19 protein-coding genes, 1 tRNA gene and 1 pseudogene are annotated in these 22431 nt (G+C 52.1%); 10 read left to right on the top strand and 11 right to left on the bottom strand.

What is annotated here, in order from left to right; genetic code table 11:
* Positions 1-373, bottom strand: a 373-nt coding sequence (locus ABFX35_RS14255) for a transposase (RefSeq protein WP_346081839.1), incomplete at its 3' end; no start/stop codon positions are given.
* Positions 374-431: 58 nt separating this feature from the next.
* On the opposite strand from ABFX35_RS14255, the gene ABFX35_RS14250 reads away from it, so the two are divergent.
* From ABFX35_RS14250 to ABFX35_RS14225, 6 genes and pseudogenes are all read left to right on the top strand, one after another.
* Positions 432-860, top strand: coding sequence for a VasL domain-containing protein (locus tag ABFX35_RS14250; protein WP_346081837.1), 429 nt, complete (start codon positions 432-434; stop codon positions 858-860).
* Positions 853-1578, top strand: a complete 726-nt coding sequence (locus ABFX35_RS14245; RefSeq protein WP_346081835.1) for a hypothetical protein — start codon at positions 853-855, stop codon at positions 1576-1578. The genes ABFX35_RS14250 and ABFX35_RS14245 overlap by 8 nt, the downstream gene beginning before the upstream one ends.
* A pseudogene (locus ABFX35_RS14240) lies at positions 1574-1795 on the top strand (tyrosine-type recombinase/integrase); the annotation flags it as partial. The gene ABFX35_RS14245 and the pseudogene ABFX35_RS14240, both read left to right, overlap by 5 nt.
* 204 nt (positions 1796-1999) lie before the next feature.
* Positions 2000-3211, top strand: coding sequence for an ABC-three component system protein (locus tag ABFX35_RS14235; RefSeq protein ID WP_346081833.1), 1212 nt, complete (start codon positions 2000-2002; stop codon positions 3209-3211).
* A 1-nt stretch (position 3212) separates the two neighbouring features.
* Positions 3213-3707, top strand: coding sequence for a three component ABC system middle component (locus ABFX35_RS14230; protein ID WP_125369173.1), 495 nt, complete (start codon positions 3213-3215; stop codon positions 3705-3707).
* Positions 3707-5689 (top strand): DUF3732 domain-containing protein, encoded by a 1983-nt coding sequence (locus tag ABFX35_RS14225; RefSeq protein ID WP_346081830.1) that lies wholly within the window; start codon positions 3707-3709, stop codon positions 5687-5689. Before ABFX35_RS14230 ends, ABFX35_RS14225 begins: the two co-directional genes overlap by 1 nt.
* A 738-nt stretch (positions 5690-6427) precedes the next feature.
* On the opposite strand, the gene ABFX35_RS14220 is transcribed toward ABFX35_RS14225, so the two are convergent.
* The 7 genes from ABFX35_RS14220 to aspA form a co-directional block, all read right to left on the bottom strand.
* Positions 6428-7684: a tyrosine-type recombinase/integrase gene (locus ABFX35_RS14220; protein ID WP_346081828.1), complete on the bottom strand. Its 1257-nt coding sequence runs from the start codon at positions 7682-7684 to the stop codon at positions 6428-6430.
* A gap of 195 nt (positions 7685-7879) precedes the next feature.
* A tRNA-Phe gene (locus ABFX35_RS14215) sits at positions 7880-7955 on the bottom strand.
* 152 nt (positions 7956-8107) lie between these two features.
* Complete coding sequence (gene dicD, locus ABFX35_RS14210) at positions 8108-8683, bottom strand: division control transcriptional repressor DicD (RefSeq protein ID WP_346081826.1); 576 nt, start codon at positions 8681-8683, stop codon at positions 8108-8110.
* Positions 8684-8723: 40 nt separating this feature from the next.
* Positions 8724-10430 carry a protein-disulfide reductase DsbD gene (locus ABFX35_RS14205; RefSeq protein ID WP_346081824.1) on the bottom strand — a complete coding sequence of 569 codons (1707 nt, stop codon included), beginning with the start codon at positions 10428-10430 and terminating at the stop codon, positions 8724-8726.
* On the bottom strand, positions 10406-10729 hold the full coding sequence (gene cutA, locus ABFX35_RS14200; RefSeq protein ID WP_095846199.1) for a divalent cation tolerance protein CutA: 324 nt from the start codon (positions 10727-10729) through the stop codon (positions 10406-10408). Before cutA ends, ABFX35_RS14205 begins: the two co-directional genes overlap by 25 nt.
* A 120-nt stretch (positions 10730-10849) precedes the next feature.
* The gene (locus ABFX35_RS14195; RefSeq protein ID WP_279029510.1) at positions 10850-12151 is read right to left on the bottom strand and encodes an anaerobic C4-dicarboxylate transporter; all 1302 of its coding nucleotides are present in this window, start codon (positions 12149-12151) and stop codon (positions 10850-10852) included.
* A 117-nt stretch (positions 12152-12268) separates the two neighbouring features.
* Positions 12269-13705: an aspartate ammonia-lyase gene (aspA, locus tag ABFX35_RS14190; protein ID WP_346081822.1), complete on the bottom strand. Its 1437-nt coding sequence runs from the start codon at positions 13703-13705 to the stop codon at positions 12269-12271.
* A 633-nt stretch (positions 13706-14338) separates the two neighbouring features.
* Between aspA and ABFX35_RS14185 the strand changes: the two genes are divergently transcribed.
* The 4 genes from ABFX35_RS14185 to ABFX35_RS14170 all read left to right on the top strand — a co-directional run bounded on the left by ABFX35_RS14185 (position 14339) and on the right by ABFX35_RS14170 (position 17696).
* The gene (locus tag ABFX35_RS14185; RefSeq protein ID WP_279025274.1) at positions 14339-14827 is read left to right on the top strand and encodes an FxsA family protein; all 489 of its coding nucleotides are present in this window, start codon (positions 14339-14341) and stop codon (positions 14825-14827) included.
* A gap of 241 nt (positions 14828-15068) precedes the next feature.
* Positions 15069-15362, top strand: a complete 294-nt coding sequence (locus tag ABFX35_RS14180) for a co-chaperone GroES (protein ID WP_095846202.1) — start codon at positions 15069-15071, stop codon at positions 15360-15362.
* Positions 15363-15407: 45 nt separating this feature from the next.
* Positions 15408-17054: a chaperonin GroEL gene (gene groL / locus ABFX35_RS14175; protein WP_279025276.1), complete on the top strand. Its 1647-nt coding sequence runs from the start codon at positions 15408-15410 to the stop codon at positions 17052-17054.
* A 297-nt stretch (positions 17055-17351) separates the two neighbouring features.
* A complete protein-coding gene (locus tag ABFX35_RS14170) occupies positions 17352-17696 on the top strand; it encodes a DUF4156 domain-containing protein (protein WP_095846204.1) in 345 nt (114 codons plus the stop codon).
* Between the two features lie 76 nt (positions 17697-17772).
* Here the strand turns inward: ABFX35_RS14170 and actP are convergent, their stop codons facing one another.
* The 3 genes from actP to acs all read right to left on the bottom strand — a co-directional run bounded on the left by actP (position 17773) and on the right by acs (position 21785).
* Positions 17773-19425, bottom strand: a complete 1653-nt coding sequence (gene actP / locus ABFX35_RS14165) for a cation/acetate symporter ActP (protein ID WP_279025279.1) — start codon at positions 19423-19425, stop codon at positions 17773-17775.
* Complete coding sequence (locus ABFX35_RS14160; protein WP_279025280.1) at positions 19422-19733, bottom strand: DUF485 domain-containing protein; 312 nt, start codon at positions 19731-19733, stop codon at positions 19422-19424. Before ABFX35_RS14160 ends, actP begins: the two co-directional genes overlap by 4 nt.
* Positions 19734-19826: 93 nt before the next feature.
* The gene (gene acs, locus ABFX35_RS14155; RefSeq protein WP_346081818.1) at positions 19827-21785 is read right to left on the bottom strand and encodes an acetate--CoA ligase; all 1959 of its coding nucleotides are present in this window, start codon (positions 21783-21785) and stop codon (positions 19827-19829) included.
* Between the last annotated feature and the right edge of the window lie 646 nt (positions 21786-22431).

The raw sequence follows: 22431 nt of genomic DNA, 5'->3' as shown, positions 1-22431 counted from the left end.
TGCTTTTTCCTTTGCTGTAAATGTCCGTCTCATTCAAAAATCCTCCGCAACCCCATGTTTTCACATGACTGTTGCGTTGACCAATTGAATCTACAGCAGCCTGCTTTAGTATTTCTTTTTCCATCTCGAGACGTTTTATCTGCGCTTTCAACTGCTGAATTTCGCGCTGTTCGGGTGTAATAGCGTTTCCCACCGGCTCAATTCCCCGGAGCTCTTGTTGATAAAGTCGTATCCATTTACGCAGGTGGTCCGGATTAAGTTCAAGTGACTGAGCCACCTCTCGAACATCGCGCTGATATTTAACGACCTGTTCTATCGCCTCAAGTTTGAACTCCGGGGAGAATGTACGTTTGGTTCGCCGGGTTTTGATCATGCATCACCTCATAATTCACTGTTTTAACATTAACAGGTTTTAGAGGTGTCCTGAATCAGTGATCCACTACATGCCGCCTGACTGGGATATTGCGTACAGCAGAAAACTCATCGAACAGGTTCAGTCGTTGTGGCCGGAGCAGGCTAAGCCTCTGGCACAGCAGTGGCAACAACAGATTAATGTCTCAGTACCTCCTGTCGATACAATGAACGGCTGGCATGAAGGTATGACGCAGCTTCAGGCTCTTGCCGATAAACTGAATGCACTTGATGGTCAGAAGGGAAAATACATCACCGTCAGTGAACTTAAATCGCAGGTCTTTGGCATGCTGACAAGCTTCCGGCAGACCGTGCCGGTGGAAGAACAGCTTCGGCAGTTGAAGCTGCTCCCTGAAGACTCGCTGCAGCGCCAGCAGCAGATTCAGCAGGCTGAGCAGCACCTCCGGGCTCAAGTCTATATGCTGGCGCAGGAAAAAAATCGTGAGTGATGTAAAAGGAACTGGCGGGGTGGGTAAAACACAGCGACACCGTAATCACCGGACACAGTGGACGGCCACCGAAATTACGTTTGTGGAACAACACTATGGCCAACTGTCTGCCCGTGAAATCGGGGAGCGGCTTGGCCGGTCTGCCCATGGAGTGGCCCGAATCGTTCAGCTTTTAGGTCTGTCCCGGGGCGTCGCACCGTCCTGGTCAGAAGAGGAGCTGGCATTGCTCCGGACCCACTATGCAGAAGGCATAGAGTATGTCATATCACTCTTGCCCGGGCGTTCACGCAAGGCTATCTTCCGGCAGGCGTCCCTTGCCGGGCTCACTAGTCGCAGTAGCTGGAGCAGTGAAGAGAAGGTATTTCTGGAAAAAAATTACAGAAATCTGCCAACAAAAGAAATTGCTACCAGACTGGGCAGAAGCGTCAGTGCGGTGAGGGCGGCAGTGGTCAAATTTGACCTTGGAACAGGGAAAAACAGACCCTGGTCGGAAAGGGAACTGGTGTTGATGCAGGCGCACTACAGTAAAGGGATTGATAAAATAAAAGCGTTGCTGCCGGATCAGCAACGTGACCAGATACGTCAGCACAGAAAATATTGTCTTTCCTGCGCGAAGCCCATCAGCTCCCCGGAGAAACTTGATGCGGCGGAAATCGCAAGGGCAGCGTCAACGTCTGGTCGCCAAGCTGGAAGACGCCGAGATTCAACTGGAGAATAACCTCCCCGACGTACCTAATTTTACTATCCATGATTTTCGACGTACCGCGCGATCGCATCTGGCGGTGTTAGGAGTTAATCCAGTAGTTGCAGAACGCTGCATGAACCACAGAATCAAAGGCGTTGAGGGGATATACAACCGTTATCAGTGTTTCGATGAGAGGAAGCAGGCGTTGGAGTTGTGGGCTGACTTGCTCGTATCTCTGGAAAGAGGTTAAGGCTATAACGTGATGCCACTAAGAAAGGTTATCGCATGAAGGAGACAGTCCCACCTTTCCGTTAAAAAGACTAGATATTTAAAAATAATGGTTTCGAATGTGAACTTGAACAGAATTCTGGATGATAGTCTAGATTTTCACCATTATCTTCTTGTAATATTCCCAAAAGGGTGAAACGGCAACTTCTATTTTGGATGGAACCATATGGCAATTTCAAAAACAAATGGTCAATCTAAGCCCAAGCGTAAAACTGAAGTTCCTGGTCAAGCGTTAGGGTACAGCCTTCAATTTACACTGCTCACTCATTTGTTGCTTCAAGCGCCTGAGGGTAGTCTTTGCAGTTTGGAGGTACTTGATGACGTTGCCCAAGAGAATAATTCTGGTGATACCAGATTCATTCAAAGTAAAAGCGCTCTTACAGCTAATCCTGCAGCTGATCGTGCAAAATCATTATGGAAAACACTTTCTAATTGGATTGACCTTGCTACATCCCCAGGCTTCGAAGTGGAAAAAGCCGTTTTTGAGCTATATGTATCGCGTCCAGTTGAAGGGAGTATAGTTAAAAAGTTTAATGAAGCTAAAACACCAGAGGATGCCCAAGAAGCCATTACCCATGCCCGAACAGAATTATGGGGAGATTCACCACACTTCACTTTGAAGGATGGCATCTCGAAAGAAATTTCCAAATACGTCGAAAAAGTCTTTACCGCAGACCAAAACCTTCTACAACGACTTATATGCAACTTTCAACTGACACTTGGTAGTGGTAGTCCACAAGCAGATCTTGAAGCATGTGTGCGAAGCCATCCTGTCTCGCCTTCAAAGGTTAGTGATATCACTAATTACCTTTGCGGAAAAGTGAAACGCCACATCGATATGCTTCTAGAGGCAGAAAAACCTGCTGTCATTGCCCGTGATGATTTTTACACCTGGTACAAAGCATATGTTCAGAAAATAGATCGCCAGATGGTTCTTTCTAGCCGTGCTCAGGCCCCAGCAAAAGAGAAGGCTCAGGAGTATCTTCCTGATAAATTTGTCCAACAATTAGAGATCATCGGCCTGCCTTATGAAGAAATACTTGGAGCCATAAGTGACTATTTAATGGCCTCATTCGACCGAACTGATTGGGCTGCGCGGGGAGAGGTTGACGAAACCTCATTTGATGATTTGGATACTGTGCTACAGAGAACATGGAAGAATAAACAGAGAACCTGTGGTTTAACACACAGAGAAAAGCCCGAACAAGATCAAGGGCAGCTGCTTTACTCTGAATGTATGCAGTTTAATACCCCACTTCAGGCTATGTCTCCGCCAAGCCATTTTATTCCCGGTTGCTATCATATTTTAGCTGATAGCTTAGCTGTAGGATGGCATCCAAACTATACGACGCAGTTGAAGAATAAGAAGGTCGCATAAGATGCTGGCAAGAGAAGCTCAAAATATTCAGAATCCTGCATTAGGCGCTGCTCTTGTATGGCGGTTTTGTTGTGGTTATGTCAAAACTAATCGGGTAAGCGCGCCCCCTCCTCTTCCATTTCTCTTTCTGGTACTTCCTATAATTCTGCATCAAGAGACTTCTGAGTTTGTTAAGCGCACCTATAAAAGTTCAGGGCTGCGGGCTTTTGCTGCAAAGTTTGGCGATTCATCGGTATCAAAGCAAGATTTGCTGTTTCAAATTCATGAACGTTCAATCCGTTGGCGACAGCTTAGCCTGCGATCAATTGAGCTTGCTGTCGCAGGCGATCTACTCAAATTGCAAGATGAGGGTGATGTAATTCCTTTATCGAAAACAAAGGCGAGGGGATTATCGGATGAGGTAAAGACACTCATGGATTTGGCAGAGAAACTGGGCTCTTGGTTTGGCGAACTCTCGATTCATGAGGTTGTGACAACTTTAAAGGTGAAACTCTAATGTATTTTCAAATTCGAGGCATCATACTCTGGCCACGAAATAAAAAATTTAAGCCTCGTACCATTCGTTTTGAACTCGGCAAAGTTAATGTCATCAGTGGTGCCTCACGCACTGGGAAATCGGCAGTAATTCCCATCATTGATTATTGTCTTGGTTCCAATAGCTGTTCAATTCCAGTAAATACTATTCGTAGATATTGTGAGTGGTTTGGGATCGTCGTGGCAACAGAGCAAGGTGAAAAATTGTTGGCACGAAAAGAACCCGGAAACCAACGTAGTACCACTGATATGTATGTATTAGAGGCTGAAAATATTACGTCCATCCCCAGCCGTCTGGAAAAAAACACTAATGTTATTGCAGTAAAGAGAATGCTTGATGATTTGGCTAACCTTTCGAATCTTGACTTTTCAGGTGGTGATGAAAATTCAGGATTTGATGGTCGACCAGCTTTTCGTGATTTAGCTGCTTTCACATTTCAGCCGCAAAACGTTGTTGCTAATCCCGATGTTTTATTCTTTAAAACTAATACCTATGAACATAGGGAGAAATTGCGGAAGATTTTTCCCTATGTCCTTGGCGCAGTAACATCTGAACTAATGGCTAAACAGTTTGAGCTCAATAGAACTCGCCTATTGTTACGTCGCAAAGAACGAGAACTCAAAGATGCCCAAGCTATATCAGCACAATGGCTTGCTGATTTAAAGTCTAAGTACAGTGAGGCCCAAGAACTTGGCTTGGTACCTAAACCGCAAGAACAGTTATCCCGAGAGCAAATGATTGAGCACCTTGAAGAAGTTATTTCACAAACCGATCTAGCTTTGAAAGTAACCGTAGCAACAATTTCAGACGCTTTGGATGAATTAAATAAGCTTGAAAACGAAGAGCGATTAGTTTCTCGTGAACTAACTACAATGCGTCACCGTCTTGAAGAAATGAACCGTCTACGAGTTGGAGTACATCAGTATGAAAATGCCCTTCTAATGCAACGTGAACGGCTTAAAATTTCTGGCTGGTTATTATCTAACGCAAATGATGAGTCAGATTGCCCCATGTGTGGTAGCCATTCTGATTCTGCCAGGCAAAAGCTACAAGTTCTTGTCCAACGACTATCAGATGTTGAGGCTGCGATAGGAGCTGATACCCATAAGGAAGTTCCAGCCGCATTTGATAGAGAGCTACAACGTGTAACCTCTGATGTGTCTAACGCAACCGAGCGTTTAAGATCCATCCAGTTAAGTAAGCGAGCCTTAACGAGCAGATCGAAGGAGGCGCGTGAGCAACAGTTTTCCACCAGGCGTGCTGAGCGTTTCATCGGCAATATCGAATCTGCGCTAGAGTTACATAGAAAACTAGGAAGCAATAGTGAACTTGTAGAAGAAGTAAATAATCTCAAAGAAATAGTACAGAACTTGGAAAAAGAGTTACGTGAAAAAGATATCGAATTGCGTAAAAACCAAGCATTAAGAGTTATTAACGCTAAAGCAGGGAATATCCTTCAAGGTTTAGATGTTGAAGACCCAAATGCACCTATTTCTTTAGAAATTAATGACCTAACAATCAAAGTGTTAGGGGGTGAGCGTGATGATTATCTTTCGGAGATAGGAAGTGGTTCAAATTGGCTCTCCTATCATTTGGCAGTATTACTCTCTCTCCATCAATTTTATTTAAGTCAAAAAAATAATCCTGTACCTAGTTTTCTTATTCTTGATCAACCAAGTCAGGTCTATTTTCCTAAATCTACTCAGCTTCAAAACGTTGCTAATGAAGATGAACCAAAGCTTCGTGATGAAGATGTTGAAGCTGTTAGACGGGCATTTGAAACAATGGGGAACGTAGTGATTAAGGGAAATGGGAAACTTCAACTAATAGTTTTAGATCATGCACCACGCGAAGTTTGGGGAGAAATTGATGGTGTCGTTGGATTGCCAGAATGGCGCGACGGTATTAAATTGGTCCCGATGGAATGGTTAACTGATGCTTAATTAAATCATCTATTATTCTGTATGCTGAGGTTGAAATCTATCAGACTAAAAACATATTAGTTTTTTCTGATAGGTTTTCGATATTTTACTCTTGTGATTTCCAATATCAATATATCTGAGCGCTGAGACTCATGTACTGTTAGAACAGCTATTAACTCACAAAATTGGTTGAGCTAATAATAGGTATAAAAATGAACGAATTGATCACCTTAATTAATACTGACCCCGAAGAATCGACAGTGAATAAATGGACTTAATATTATGGTTAGTAAAGATATCTCTGTGAATTATTTGCAACAAGAATGTGATTGGTGATATTAAATCAATTAAAACAACCAATTGTCGTTGGTTGTATGTTGCCGCTATTGTTTATAACGGCAACAAAGCAAACCAATCCTGAAGGAGATATTAGATATATTTATTTTTTTTACATGCATGTATCATATATTTATTAAGGGTAAATTCCATTCCATTTCATAAAAAATGGGTTCAGTAGTATGATGACCATCACTGACGGAAACCATATGCGATGCCAATTTCATCGAACACTTCACTGGCACGTTTTGTTTTTAAGTAAAAATGTAGCTTACTGTAAGTGAAGAGGATCCACTCTCAGTGCTGTTTAGACACTGGCCCGCTCAATATGAGGAAGGGCGTGAATGCAATTTTTGCACCTTCACTCTGCCAGGCTGAAGCCCACATCTTCCAGTTCAATTTTGGTTCGGTATTGGATGGCAACTATCTAGAGCACTGTTTGGCATAGTCAAAGGGGCTTACTGGTTTCTCCTCATTTGCATCCAGAAAATCAGCCCACCATTGCAGCATCAGCCTTCGCTCATCCAGAAACTCCGCTTTATGGATATAAGCCGCACGTACGCCATTTCGCTCCTGATGGCTCATTTGGCGTTCAACAGCATCCCTGGACCATAATCCTGACTCAATTAACGAACTGCAGGCCATTGCCCGAAATCCGTGACCACAGACATCCACTTTCGTGTCGTAGCCCATCAGGCGCAGTGCGTTATTTACTGTATTTTCACTCATGGGTTTCCACGGATTGTGATCGCCGGTGAAAATCAGCTCATATTCCCCGCTGATAGTGTGAATCTGTTGCAGAATATCCAACGCCTGAGTAGAGAGTGGCACCAGATGTTCTGTCCGCATTTTTGAGCCTCGATGGGAATACTTAACCCCCTCAATAGGTTTCCGCTCTGGAGGAATGGTCCACATGGCTTTCTTGAAGTCGATCTCAGACCATCTGGCAAAGCGAAGCTCGCTGGAACGTATGAAGATAAGCAGGGTAAGTTTAGTTGCCAATCGGGTGAGAGGTTGTCCCCTGTAGGTGTCCAGTCGTTCAAGGAGCTCTGAAATGCGATTTAAGGCGAGGGCAGGGCGATGCTGGCGTTTCACCGTCGTTAAAGCGCCAGCCATATCTACGGCAGGGTTATAGCTGATAATACCTGACTGGGCAGCATAGCGCATGATTGCAGTGATACGCTGCTGAAGGCGGGCTGCAATCTCGTATATCTCTTTGGCTTCTGCTGCTTTAACGGGGACAAGTAAATCGGGAGTCCTGAGGGTGGTAATATCGCGTGAGCCGATAAATGGGAAAACGTGTGTTTCCAGACTTTTCAGGATCTTCTCGCTGTGGGAAGCAGACCATTTTTTGTTGCTCTTATGCCACTGTCTTGCAATACCTTCGAATGTCTGAGCTGTTTCGGGTACCGACTTTTTGATCCGTTTCTGTTCGCACGGGTCAGTTCCCTCAGCTATCAGCTTCCTTGCCGCATCGCGTTTTTCCCTTGCTTCTGATAACGAGACTTCAGGATAGACGCCCAGAGCTAGCGTTTTCTCTTTGCCCAGAAACCGATAGCGGAGCCGCCAGTAGCGCGAACCGTTAGGGTGAACAAGCAAAAACATGTTGCCGCTGTCGGCAAGTTTATAAGGTTTTTCATCCGGTTTAGCTGCACGGATTTTAGCGTCAGTGAGCGCCATTGGCGGTATCTCCTGATAGTAAAAGGGGTATAAAATTTATCGAATCAAACTATACCCTCAGTTGTACCCTCGCAAGGGACTTGATGCGGGTTGAAGTTGATTGAGTTGGGTGGAGTTAAGGAATTGAAGAGGTGTTGATTTCTACGGGCTTAGAATGCAAAAACGGACCTCCGTGGAGGTCCGTTGATATGAATTTGGTGCCCGGACTCGGAATCGAACCAAGGACACGGGGATTTTCAATCCCCTGCTCTACCGACTGAGCTATCCGGGCAACGGGGCGCATTAAACCGTAAAGGCCTGTCGGCGTCAACGGATTTATCGCTCATAAACCGGCAAAGTGATTCATTTGCTGGCTTTTCAGGCAAAAAACGCAAAACATCGCCTTCTATGGCCAAAAAACCGCCGCGCCTTTCGCCTGGAATATCAGCCCAATGCGCCGTGTTTACGGCACTGCGCCACCTGTAAGACGTCCTCCGCCAGCCGTTTGGCCATGAAGACATCCTGGAGTTGGCGTTTTACCAGCAGTTTGCTCAGGCACCCCTCCTGAATCAGTTCCATCTGCTGCGCCACCATGTCCGCATCGTCTGCCTCCATCTCACGCAGCAGATCGCGCGTCAACGCCAGCGAGCTCTGCTTTTGCTGTTCCGCCAACAGATGAATGGGATGTTCCGGCTCTGGGTAAAAGCTGCAGGCGGCGATAAACAGGCAACCAGGATAGCGGCCATTGCGCACGTATTCGGCCAGCACGTCATAGCGCGCCAGCAATTTCTGTTGCGACGACAGGTTTTCATCCAACAACAGCTGCCGGCGCCAGGTATCGATCTGCTGCCCATGATAGCGCAGGCAATCATACAGCAGGGCTTCTCTGTCTGGCCAAAAGGGGCTGAAATCGCGCGGCTGCACGCTCAACTGCTTCGCCAGCATCTCAAGGGTCATGCTCGCCAAGCCGTATTGTTCCAACAGCCCCAAGGCGGTATCAAGAACGTGTTCACGTTGCACTTGCACTCCCTCCCAATTCAGTTCAGATAAACAGTGTCGTTTACAGCACGGTTTTCTGCAAATGTGTATGGAACGCCGCGGCATCCATAAAACCCGTCACCCGGCTGGCGGGCAGTTCGCGCCCGGCGGCATCGAAGAACAAAATGGTGGGTAGCCCCAGCACTTGCAGGTGTTTCAATAATGCCGCCTGCTCCGCATTGTTGGCCGTCACATCGGCCTGCAGCAGCACGGCTCCGGCCAATGCCGCCTGTACGCCGGCATCGCTGAACGTGTATTTCTCAAACTCTTTGCATGCCACACACCAATCGGCATACAGATCCAGCATCACCGGCTTCCCCTGCGCCTGACGTAACGCCTGATCCAACTGCGCCACATTGTTGATAGGCATAAACGCCAGGCCTGACTGCGGAACCTGTTGCGCAGGTGCGCCGCCAAAGGCCCAATCTTGCAACGGCCGGGCGGCGATCACCGCGGCGGCCAACAACAGGATTTGGGCGATGCGCGCCCAACGTTGCGCCGTTTTCAGGCTCAGCAGAAATGCCCAGCCGAAGAAAGCCAGGCCAAGTAAGCTCCAGAGCCGCAGGCCCCATGCCTCGCCAATCACCCGTTCTAACAGGAACACCGGCAGCGCAAGGATCACAAAGCCAAAGGCCTCTTTAACATACTGCATCCACGGCCCGCTGCGCGGCAGCAAGCGGTTGCCGAACAACGTCACCACCACCAACGGGATCCCCATCCCCAGAGCATACAAATACAGCGTTCCCGCCCCACTCATCAGATTGCCGCTTTGCGCGATATACAACAAAATGGCGCTGAGCGGCGCTGTGGTGCAAGGTGAACAAATCAGGCCAGCCAACGCGCCCATCACAAACACCCCGGCCAATGAGCCGCCCTGCTGTGTGTTGCTCCACTGCGCCAAGCGGGTTTGCAAGCCCGTGGGCAATTGCAGTGAATACAGCCCGAACATCGACAGCGCCAGCGCGATAAACATCAGCGAAAGGCCGATCAATACATACGGGTGCTGCAAGGCCGCCTGGAACTGCAGCCCGGCGGCGGCCACCACCAGCCCAAGCAGGGTATAGGTTAATGCCATCCCCTGCACATACACCAGCGCCAGTATCAAGGTGCGGCCGGTACCAGGCGGGCGTTTGCTGCCGAGAATAATGCTGGAGATCAGCGGGTACATCGGCAGCACGCAGGGGGTAAACGCGATGCCAATGCCAAACAGCAAGGCCCACAGCGGTGAGAACGGCGGGCTGGCCGGGTTGGGGCCGGCCAGCGGCGGCGCGCCGACCGGGGCCGTTGCCGCCACCGCGTCCAGCGGGATCACTCGCGTTTCCGGTGGGTAGCAGAACCCCGCCGCCGCGCAGCCCTGGTAGGTAATGCTCAGACTGGCGTGTTCGGCCGCCTGCTGCAACGGGATCGCCAGTTGCAGCTTCTGCTGGTAAATTTGCACCTCGCCGAAGAACTCATCTTTGTGGGGCAGCCCGGCGGGCAACGCAAACGGCCCCAGCACCGCTTGCTGCGGCACCCATTTAATCTGCTGGCGGTAGAGATAATAACCGGGGCGGATTTGCCAGTTCAGCATTAGCTGGCTGCCCTGTTGTTTAAAATCGAAGGCAAAGGCCTGATCGACAGGCACAAACTGGCTGCCGCTCGTTTGCCCAAACAGCGAAGCCTGAGCCGCCTGCGGCAAAAACAGCAGGCTGCAAAGCAGCAAAATCAATTTAATGAGGCGTTGATCCATAACAGGTAGTCTTTCTCTCCAGCCATCACCGGCACCACCAAGAGTTCCGGGGTTTGGTAGGGGTGATGTGTTTTCAGGCACTCAAGCAGAGCCTGCTGATGGTGACGATCGCTTTTCAGCAGCATCTGCACCTCTTGCGCCTGCTCAAGTTGGCCTTCCCAGTAATACAGCGAACGCGCACCCGGCAACAGCGTGGCGCAGGCCGCCAGTTTCTCATTTAACACGCGCTCCGCCAACGCCTGGGCGCAGGCCTCGTCGGGTGCGGTACAAAGTATGATCACGGCATCGCAGTCAGGCATGGTTATCCCCCTTTCAACCCGCTTCCGGTAAGGCACTATACCCCGAGGAAGGGCGGACCAGAAGGCGCGTTTGCCGCCACAGGCGAGCGGGCCGAAAAAACTGCGACGCCGGGCGTGAGATCACAGCATGATGCTGCCCAATAAAAACCCGAACAACACCGATAGCACCACACCGATGGTGCCGGGAATAAAAAACGGATGGTTAAACACAAAGCGGCCAATGCGGGTGGTGCCGGTATCATCCATCTGCACCGCGGCCACCAACGTTGGGTAAGTGGGCAAAATAAACAGGCCGGAAACGGCGGCAAACGAGGCAATCGCCGTCAGTGGGCTGACGTTCAGCGCCAACGCCATCGGCATCAGCGCCTTGGCCGTCGCCGCCTGGGAATATAACAGCGCCGAGCAGAAGAAGAAGATCACCGCCAGCAGCCATGGGTGCGCTTGCACTACGCTGCCCGCCGTGGCCTTAATCCAGCCGATATTGTCCTGCACAAAGGTGTCGCCCAGCCAGGCCACCCCCAGAATACAGATACTGGCGCTCATGCCGGCCTTAAACGTACTGGAGCCCAAAATCGCATCGGTATCCACCCGGCACAGCAGGGTAATGAAGGTCGCCACACTCAGCATGATCACCAAAATCGCACTGGTGGTACTCATCAGCGGCGTTTCCACCAGGCCAACGCTTGGGCTGTTGACGATCGCATAGGCCACCACGCTCAGCACGCCGAGCAAAAACAGCAACACAGAAATTCTGGCGCCGGGCTTCACGCTCTTCAGGGCATTGCCGCGCAAAGCGATCACCCCCTCTTCAAAACGTTTCTGGTAGACCGGATCGTTAGACAAACGCGCATCAAACAGCCAGCTCACCAGCAGCGCCATCAACAGTATGGCGCAGAAAGTAGAAGGAATAACCACCCCCAACATGCTCAGGTAGCTCACCCCGCGCTCTTCCATAACCGAAGTCATATAAACAACGGCGGCAGAAATCGGCGAAGCGGTAATGGCGATCTGGGCGGATACCACGGCGGTAGATAGCGGCCGCGAGGGTTTGATGCCCTGCTCTTTCGCCACCTCGGCGATCACCGGCAGCGCAGACAGAGAAATATTGCCCGTACCGGCAAACAGCGTCAGGATGTAAGTGACGACAGGCGCCAACACGGTAATGTGCCTGGGGTTTTTACGCAGCAACTTTTCCGTCTGCTGCACCAAAAAATCCATGCCGCCGGCAACCTGCATGGTTGAAATGGCGGCGATCACCGCCATCACAATCGAGATCACATCAAAAGGAATACTGCCCGGTTTAACGCCCATCAGCGCCAGCACCAATACGCCCAGGCCGCCGGCAAAGCCAATGCCGATACCGCCCAGCCTGGCGCCCAGAAAGATCGCCAGCAGGACGATCGTCAATTCCACCGCTAACATCATGTTTACCCCAGATCATCACGCATCAGAAAGATAAAAAGTGAAAATTTTGCATAGAAAATAAAAAGGCACGCGATCGCGGGATGCACGTGCCTAACGCGTTAGCAAAGGTGTGTGTTATTGGCCATTTTCATCGGTATAGCGCTTGGCCTTATAGGCCGGGTGCATCAGGTTATCGACCGAGAAGATGTCATCCAGCTCCGCTTCGGTCAGCAGCCCGCGCTCCAGCACCACTTCGCGCACGCTCTTGCCGGTTTCGGCGCAGATCTTGCCCACGATGTCGCCGTTGTGATGGCCGATGAACGGGTTCAGATAGGTGACGATGCCGATGGAGTTGAACACGTAGTGCTCGCACACCGCTTTGTTGGCGGTGATGCCGTTGACGCATTTTTCCAGCAGGTTGTAGCAGGCGTTGGTGAGGATATGAATGGATTCGAACATCGCCTGGCCAATCACCGGCTCCATCACGTTCAGTTGCAACTGGCCGGCTTCGGCCGCCATGGTCACACAGCTGTCGTTGCCGATCACCTTAAAGCACACCTGGTTCACCACTTCCGGCACCACCGGGTTGACCTTGGCCGGCATGATCGACGAGCCCGCCTGCAACTGCGGCAGGTTGATTTCGTTCAGCCCGGCGCGCGGGCCGGAAGACAGCAGCCGCAGATCGTTACAGATTTTCGATAGCTTCACCGCCAGCCGCTTGAGCGCGCTGTGCACCATCACGTAGGCCCCGCAGTCCGAGGTGGCTTCAATCAGGTCTTCCGCCGGCACCACCGGCAGGTTGCTGACTTCCGCCAGTTTCTGCACCGCCAGGTGCTGGTAGCCTTCCGGGGTGTTCAGCGCCGTGCCGATCGCCGTCGCCCCCAGGTTCACTTCCAGCAGCAGTTCTGCGCTGCGCTGCAGGTTGCGCACTTCTTCATTCAGCAGCACGGCAAAGGCCTTGAACTCCTGGCCCAGCGTCATCGGTACTGCATCTTGCAACTGGGTGCGCCCCATCTTCAGAATGGTGGCGAACTCCTGCGCCTTGCGCGCAAAGCCTTCGCGCAGTTCATTGATGGCATCCATCAGTTTGAGGATCGAGGCATAGACGGCAATGCGAAAACCGGTGGGGTACGCATCGTTGGTGGACTGGCTCTGGTTAAGGTGATCGTTGGGGTTCAGGTATTGGTACTCCCCCTTTTGGTGGCCCATCAGCTCCAGGCCGATATTCGCCAGCACTTCATTGGTGTTCATGTTGAGCGAAGTGCCCGCCCCGCCCTGGAACACATCCACCGGGAACTGATCCATACACTTGCCGTTATCCAGCACTTCATCACAGGCGCGGATGATGATATCGGCGATATTGCGCGGGATGGCTTTCAGCTCTTTGTTCGCCAGGGCGGCGGCTTTTTTCACCATCACCATGCCACGCACAAACTCCGGGACATCGCTGATTTTGCTGTTACTGATATAAAAGTTTTCAATCGCACGCAGGGTATGAATGCCGTAATAGGCCTCTGCGGGGACTTCGCGTGTGCCGAGCAGATCTTCTTCGATACGAATGTTGTTTGACATGAGGGCCTTCTCTATGTTGCTGCCGAGTGGATGACGTGCATATCTGTATATACCCAAAATAATTCGGGTTGCAGGACAAAAACGCAAAAGCGTTTTTGAACAGCGCTAGCGCTGGCCCCGAAGGGGTGAGGCCGTATGGCCGAATCACGCGGCAACGCAGCGAATCCCCAGGAGCTTACTCCAGTAAGTGACTGGGGTGAGCGAGGAAAGCCAACACACCTGCAACTTGAAGTATGAAGGGTATAACTAATTATATTGCCAGAGGCGATAAACACCGGAGTATTGTTTTAACAGCTTTCGACAATCAAGATCATATGCTGCTTTGGAACAAATTAGTGAATCCAGATCACTATCTGGCGCACCAACCGGTGCCGTCTTTACATTCTGTGAGCTGTTTCACGCCCGGCAGAGCCAAGCGGTTGAAAAAAGGCGCTATAACCGGATGTTATCTATGGTTAATAGCGTGGACTGCCGCAGCGGCGACATCCCTCGGCGCAGCAATAAAAACGGCCGCTTGGTTGAAATGCCCGCACGGGATCCCCACTCTAATAAAATCGGCCTCTGCAACGGCCCCACTTTTTCGCGTATACGCCGCCGCGCGGGTGCGCAGATTCCATATAATAGGAGAGCACTGTGCGCTGGTTACCCTTCTTGCTGATATTTCTGTTGGTTTACATAGAAATATCTTTATTTATCAAAGTCGCCGCAGTCCTTGGCGTTGCAGTCACCCTGCTGCTGGTGATTTTCACCTCCTGCGTCGGCGTTTCGCTGGTGCGCAACCAAGGCGTCAAAACCTTTGTGCAGATGCAGCAGAAGCTGGCCGCGGGCGAAAGCCCGGCGGCAGAGATGGTGAAAAGCGTGTCGCTGGTGTTGGCCGGCTTCCTGCTGTTGGTGCCCGGCTTCTTTACCGATTTCCTCGGCCTGCTGCTGTTGCTACCGCCGGTTCAGAAATCCCTGACGCTGAAGCTGATGCCGCATCTTTCCGTTTACCGCCCCGGCGGCTGGGGCGCTGGCGCCGCCAACGGCAACACCTTCGACGGTGAATTTCAGCGCAAAGACCACGATGGCCACCTGCTTGATCACCAGCCGGACGAGCATGATAAACGTAACGACGATCGTTAATCGCCCACAGCCATAATCCCCGCGCCAGCGGGGATCCTCCCGCCCTGGCGGCCCCCACCGGCCCGCGAACCGTTTCTTTTATGGCCGTCACGCCGAATGTCGCTCAAAAGCAAAATTTTTTTGATCTCCCCCCTTGAAGCCGGTTGGAATGCCCCCATTTCAAATCTCAACAACGCCGGTAACACACGATCGGCACATTAACCTAAAACCTGATACAGACCTTCTTACAGGAGAGCGTTCAATGAGTATTCGTCCATTGCATGACCGCGTTATCGTCAAGCGTAAAGAAGTTGAATCAAAATCTGCTGGCGGCATCGTACTAACGGGCTCTGCAGCGGGTAAATCTACTCGTGGTGAAGTGGTCGCCGTTGGCAAAGGGCGCGTTCTTGAAAACGGCAGCACCCAACCACTGGATGTTAAAGTCGGCGATATAGTGATTTTCAACGACGGTTACGGCGTTAAAGCAGAGAAGATCGACAATGAAGAAGTGTTGATCATGTCCGAAAGCGACATTCTGGCAATTGTTGAAGCGTAATCTCGCTTTTATCTTTGACTCTGAACGAATTTAAGGGAAATACCAATGGCAGCTAAAGACGTAAAATTCGGTAACGACGCCCGCGTAAAAATGCAGCGTGGCGTGAATGTTCTCGCTGATGCAGTAAAAGTCACCCTGGGCCCGAAAGGCCGTAACGTTGTGCTGGACAAATCTTTCGGCGCGCCAAGCATCACCAAAGACGGCGTTTCCGTTGCACGTGAAATCGAACTGGAAGACAAGTTCGAAAACATGGGCGCACAGATGGTGAAAGAAGTTGCCTCCAAAGCGAACGACGCTGCGGGCGACGGTACCACCACGGCAACCGTACTGGCTCAGTCCATCATCAACGAAGGCCTGAAAGCCGTTGCTGCAGGCATGAACCCAATGGACCTGAAACGCGGTATCGATAAAGCCGTTATCGCCGCTGTGGAAGAGCTGAAAAAACTGTCCGTGCCTTGCTCCGATTCCAAAGCTATCGCTCAGGTGGGCACCATCTCTGCCAACTCCGACGAAACCGTGGGTAAACTGATCGCAGAAGCGATGGATAAAGTCGGTAAAGAAGGCGTTATCACCGTTGAAGAAGGTTCTGGCCTGCAAGACGAACTGGACGTTGTAGAAGGTATGCAGTTCGATCGCGGCTACCTGTCCCCTTACTTCATCAACAAACCAGAAACTGGTTCTGTTGAGCTGGAAAGCCCATTTATCCTGCTGGTTGACAAAAAAGTCTCCAACATCCGTGAAATGCTGCCAGTTCTGGAAGCCGTTGCCAAAGCCGGTAAACCTCTGCTGATCATCGCAGAAGACGTTGAAGGCGAAGCGTTGGCTACCCTGGTGGTTAACACCATGCGCGGCATCGTGAAAGTGGCTGCGGTTAAAGCACCGGGCTTCGGCGATCGTCGTAAAGCCATGCTGCAAGATATCGCAACCCTGACTGCAGGTACCGTTATCTCTGAAGAGATCGGCCTGGAGCTGGAAAAAGCCACCCTGGAAGACCTCGGCCAGGCGAAACGCGTTGTGATCAACAAAGACACCACCATCATCATCGATGGCGTGGGCGAAGAAGCCACAATTCAGGGCCGTGTCAGCCAGATCCGTCAGCAGATCGAAGAAGCAACTTCTGACTACGATCGTGAAAAACTGCAAGAGCGCGTGGCTAAACTGGCCGGCGGCGTTGCCGTTATCAAAGTTGGCGCAGCAACCGAAGTTGAAATGAAAGAGAAAAAAGCACGCGTTGAAGATGCCCTGCACGCAACCCGTGCTGCGGTTGAAGAAGGCGTGGTTGCCGGCGGTGGCGTAGCGCTGATCCGCGTAGCAGGCAAAATTGCCAGCCTGAAAGGCGACAACGAAGACCAGAACGTGGGGATCAAAGTTGCCCTGCGCGCGATGGAAGCTCCGCTGCGTCAGATCGTTATCAACGCCGGTGAAGAAGCCTCTGTTATCGCCAACAACGTGAAAGCGGGCGAAGGCAGCTATGGCTACAACGCCTTCTCCGAAGAATACGGCGATATGATCGCAATGGGTATTCTGGATCCAACCAAAGTAACCCGTTCTGCTCTGCAATATGCAGCTTCTGTTGCCGGCCTGATGATCACCACCGAATGTATGGTGACCGACCTGCCGAAAGAAGATAAAGCCGATCTGGGTGCTGCCGGCGGTATGGGCGGCATGGGTGGCATGGGCGGCATGATGTAATCAGCCCCCACACCCCGGTGTGAGATCGAATGCCAGTCAGCGAATGCTGACTGGCATTTTTTTATGCGCCACGCCGCCCCTTCCCACCAGCAACGCACTTGTGCCGCCACCGGGCGGTTTTTTCATGTTGCGTGCGCTACCACTCGGCATTTGATGATATTTTTACCGGCAGGGCGGATTTAGCGTGTAAACTGATACACCATCGGCCGTCACTCAAGACGTTTGGCCAAGTAATACGGCAACACATGCTTAAGGGATAGAACTTTGCTTAATTCTCAATGTGATATGGGGAAGAAGATGCGGATTAAAGCCTTACTGGGTCTTTCGGCAGCCATGCTGCTGGCAGGTTGCACCACCACCAATACGCTGACGGCAGCGGGTCAGCAGGTTAAATTTACCGATGCCAAACCGGCGGCAGAGTGCCGGTTGGTTGGCGAAGTCACCGGTACACAGAGCAACTGGCTGTCTGGCAGCGATGCTGAAAGCACCGGCCTGCGCGGCGCAGCGAACGATCTGCGCAACAAAGCCGCAGAGCTGGGCGGCAACGTCATCTATGGCGCTAACAGCCCAAGCCAAAACCTGCTGTCGAGCTTTGCCCCGCTGGACAGCAAAATGGTCGGCCAGGTCTACAAGTGCCCATAGCCTGCCGTTAGCCGCCACAAAAACGCCCCTTTCCTGATAGCAGCGAAGGGGCGTTTGTTTTTGGTCTGGCGGCAGGTTAATGCGCGCTGCTTTGGGAAATCCCCAGCCCGGTTTGCGAACGCACAAACTGCGAGCGGAAGCGCACCCGTTCTTGCTGGCCCGCCGGCGAACTGTCCGTCACCGAGAAGAACCAGGTGCCGATAAACGCCACCAGCATGGAAAACAGCGCCGGATACTCATAAGGGTAGATCGGTTTTTCATGGCCCAGGATCTGCACCCAAATGGTCGGCCCCAGGATCATCAGGATCACCGCCGTCAGCAACCCCAGCCAGCCGCCAATCATCGCGCCCCGTGTCGTCAGCCGCGACCAATACATGGAAAGAATGATAATCGGGAAGTTACAGCTGGCGGCGATGGAAAACGCCAGGCCCACCATAAAGGCGATATTCTGCTTCTCGAACAAGATCCCCAGCGCGATCGCGACGATCCCCAACACCAGCACCGTGATCTTCGACACCTTCAGTTCATCACGTTCCGTCGCTTTACCATCTTTGATCACGCTGGCGTACAGATCGTGAGAAACCGCCGACGCGCCGGCCAGCGTCAAACCGGCCACCACCGCCAGAATGGTGGCAAACGCCACCGCCGAGATAAAGCCCAGGAAGAAGTTGCCGCCCACCGCATTGGCCAGGTGCACCGCTGCCATATTGGTGCCGCCCAGCAGCGCGCCGGAAGCATCCTGGAAGGCCGGGTTACCGCTCACCAGCAGAATGGCGCCGAAGCCGATAATAAAGGTCAGAATATAGAAGTAACCGATAAAACCGGTGGCGTAGAACACACTTTTGCGCGCTTCCTTAGCATCGTTAACGGTGAAAAAGCGCATCAGGATATGCGGCAGCCCCGCGGTGCCGAACATCAATGCCAACCCCAACGACAGCGCCGAGATCGGATCGGAAACCAGGCCGCCAGGGCTCATGATGGCACTGCCCTTCGGGTGCACCTTCACCGCTTCGGCGAACAGCGCATTGAAGTCAAAGTTCACCGACTTCATCACCATCAGCGCCATAAAGCTGGCCCCGGCCAGCAGCAACACGGCTTTGATGATCTGTACCCAGGTGGTGGCCAGCATGCCGCCGAACAACACGTACAGCACCATCAGGATGCCCACCAGGATCACCGCCACATGGTAGTTCAGGCCAAACAGCAATTCGATCAGCTTACCGGCACCCACCATCTGCGCGATCAGATACAGCGCCACCACCACCAGAGAGCCGCAGGCGGATAGCGAGCGGATCGGTTTTTGTCGCAACCGGTAGGAAGCCACATCGGCAAAGGTATAGCGCCCCAGGTTGCGCAGGCGTTCAGCAATCAAAAACAGGATTATCGGCCAGCCGATCAAAAAGCCGATGGAATAGATCAGGCCGTCATAGCCCGAGGTATAGACCAGGGCAGAAATCCCCAGGAACGATGCCGCCGACATAAAATCGCCGGCAATCGCCAGGCCATTCTGAAAACCAGTGATGCGGCCGCCGGCGGTGTAGTAATCCTGGCGCGACCGCGTACGTTTGGAAGCCCAATAGGTGATGTACAGCGTGGCGCCGACAAACAACAGGAACATCACAATCGCCTGAATGTTCAGCGGCTGGCGCTGCACCGCGCCGCTAATCGCATCCGCACAGGCGGCGCCCGGCAGGCCGACCAACACGGCGGCAGGGAACAGGCGCTTCATGGCTTCACCTCACGCAGAATTTCGGCCGTCAGGCGATCGAATTCGCCGTTGGCGCGGAACACGTACACGCCGGTGAGGACAAAGGAAATGACAATCAGCCCAACGCCGATGGGAATGCCGCGGGTAATGGTGGAGCCGACGGCGATCGGCGTGCCAAGCCATTGTGGGTCGAAGGCGATCAACAAGATGAAGCCGACGTACAAGGCCAGCGTAATCAACGAAAGCAGCCAGGCAAAGCGGCCGCGTTTGCGCACCAGCGCCTGAAAGCGCGGGTTTGCCTCAATGCCTTGATAAATGCCGTCATTCATCAGAATTTCTCCAGTCGGTATTGATAAGCACAGCGCGCTTCACGGCCGTTCAGCAACCACACCGGCTTGCTGAACGGCCATAGGCGGCAAAAGTTAAGATGGAACTTTCATTGATTGTTTTTCTTCCAGCAGCTTGTCGACCACCGCAGGATCCGCCAGCGTAGAGGTATCCCCCAGGTTACTGGTGTCGCCGGCGGCGATTTTGCGCAGGATGCGGCGCATGATCTTGCCAGAGCGGGTTTTGGGCAGTGAATCTGTCCAGTGGAGAACGTCCGGCGTGGCGATGGGGCCGATCTCTTCCCGCACCCAGTTGCGCACTTCGGCATACAGCTCCGGCGAGGGCTCCTCGCCGTGGTTAAGCGTGATGTAGGCGTAAATCGCCTGGCCCTTAATGCTGTGTGGGATGCCCACCACCGCGGCCTCGGCGATTTTCGGGTGAGCAACCAGCGCGGATTCAATTTCCGCCGTGCCGAGCCGGTGGCCAGAGACGTTGAGCACGTCATCCACCCGCCCGGTGATCCAGTAATAGCCGTCTTCATCACGGCGGGCGCCGTCACCGCTAAAGTACATGCCCTTGAAGGTGGAGAAATAGGTCTGTTCAAAGCGATCGTGGTCGCCAAACAGGCTGCGGGCCTGGCCGGGCCAGGAATCGGTGATCACCAGGTTGCCCTCGCACGCCCCCTCCTGCGGCGTGCCGCTATTATCGACCAACGCCGGCTGCACGCCAAAGAACGGCCGCGTGGCCGAACCGGCTTTTAATTCCGTCGCCCCCGGCAGCGGGGTGATCATGAAGCCGCCGGTTTCCGTTTGCCACCAGGTATCGACAATCGGGCATTTGCCATTGCCGATCTTCTCGTAGTACCACTCCCAGGCTTCCGGGTTGATCGGCTCTCCCACCGAGCCCATGATGCGCAACGAATCGCGCGTGGTGCCTTCAATGGCCTTGTCGCCCTCCGCCATCAGGGCGCGGATCGCCGTCGGCGCGGTATAGAGAATATTCACCTGGTGCTTGTCGACGATTTGCGCCAAGCGATTAACGCCCGGGTAATTTGGCACGCCTTCGAACATCAGTGAGATGGCGCCGCAGGCCAGGGGGCCATACAGCAGGTAGCTGTGGCCGGTCACCCAACCCACGTCGGCGGTGCACCAGTAAATATCGCCGTCATGGTAATCAAACACATACTTGAAGGTCATGGCGGCATACACCAGATAGCCGCCGGTGGTGTGCAGCACCCCTTTTGGCTTGCCGGTCGAGCCGGAGGTATACAGGATGAACAACGGATCTTCCGCGTTCATCTCTTCCGCCGGGCAATCGGCGGATATGCCCTGCACCAGCTCGTGCCACCACAGATCGCGCCCTTGCTGCCAGTAGCCCGGCTTCGCGGTGCGCTGGAACACCACCACATTGCTGACGCTGGTCACGCCCGGTTTTTTTAGAGCGTCGTCGACGTTCTTTTTCAACGGCACCGCGCGCCCGGCGCGCAGCCCTTCGTCGGCGGTGATCACCAGCCTGGCGTTGGAATCGATAATACGGCCGGCCACTGCTTCAGGTGAAAAGCCGCCGAAGATCACAGAGTGCACCGCGCCGATACGCGCGCAGGCCAGCATCGCCACCGCCGCTTCCGGCACCATCGGCATATAAATGGCAACCACATCGCCCTTTTTCACCCCCAGCTTTTTCAGCACATTGGCGAACTGGCAGACATCGTGGTGCAGTTGTTGATAAGTGACTTTTTTTGACTGCGCTGGATCGTCGCCTTCCCAGATAATCGCCGTTTGGTCGCCGCGGGTTGCCAGATGGCGATCCAGACAGTTGGCCGCCAGGTTCAGCGTGCCGTCCTCAAACCAACGAATGCTGATATGCCCCGGATCAAACGACGTATTCTTTACCCTGGTATAAGGCTTAATCCAATCAAGGATCTTGCCGTGTTCGCGCCAAAAAGCCGCCGGATCTTGCACAGACTGTTGATAATACTGTTGATATTGCTCTGGGTTGAGCAAAGTGCGCGCCGCAATGGCTGAAGGAATAGCGTGTTTATGCAATTGGCTCATAGCTTTTCTCCTTGAAGTTGTTAATGATATGTCAACTTAAGGTTAATGGTAGTTTGCTACGAGTCTTTGTTTCTTTTTTGAGCGGTAGATCACGCAACGAATATGCTGATTTTCAACACGCTACCTCTACGCTGTGGCCGCCGACAAGACAACCGTATCAATGTCTTGCACCCTGCTGCGGCACACGCCAGGGCTATTCTGGCCGTTTGAATGATTGCCGACAGGGTATTTAACCAGGAAGTATGCTGAATATTAAAACGCACCGTGCCGGTTTTATGCACACGGCTATTTATTAATCAATTTTCTGACAAGCAGGCTATTAAAAAATCCCCCCTGCAATCTGGTTAAATAATAAACCAAGGTAATTTAATAAAGTTTAATAAGGATAAAAAACAACCAGAACAGACCTTCACGTGAGGATAAAAATGCTAACTGCGTGCCGTTGCAAAACAAAAAATTAACAATAAACAAACAAACCGCAGAGACTAAATATGCATTTTAACCGCAGAATAACGCAAATTTATTTCGCTTATAAAATAAACAAAATGGTCGCTTTGATATTCATTAATTATAAAGTTATGTTTTTAATAACAGATAGTTATGTAAAGCGCGATTTTTCTGCGGCAAATTTACCACGTTGCCACGC

This window comes from Gibbsiella dentisursi, from assembly GCF_039539505.1.
Classification (GTDB): Bacteria; Pseudomonadota; Gammaproteobacteria; order Enterobacterales; family Enterobacteriaceae; genus Gibbsiella; species Gibbsiella quercinecans.
Note: the sequence above shows the minus strand (reverse complement) of the source record. Positions and strands in the feature narration are given on the sequence as shown.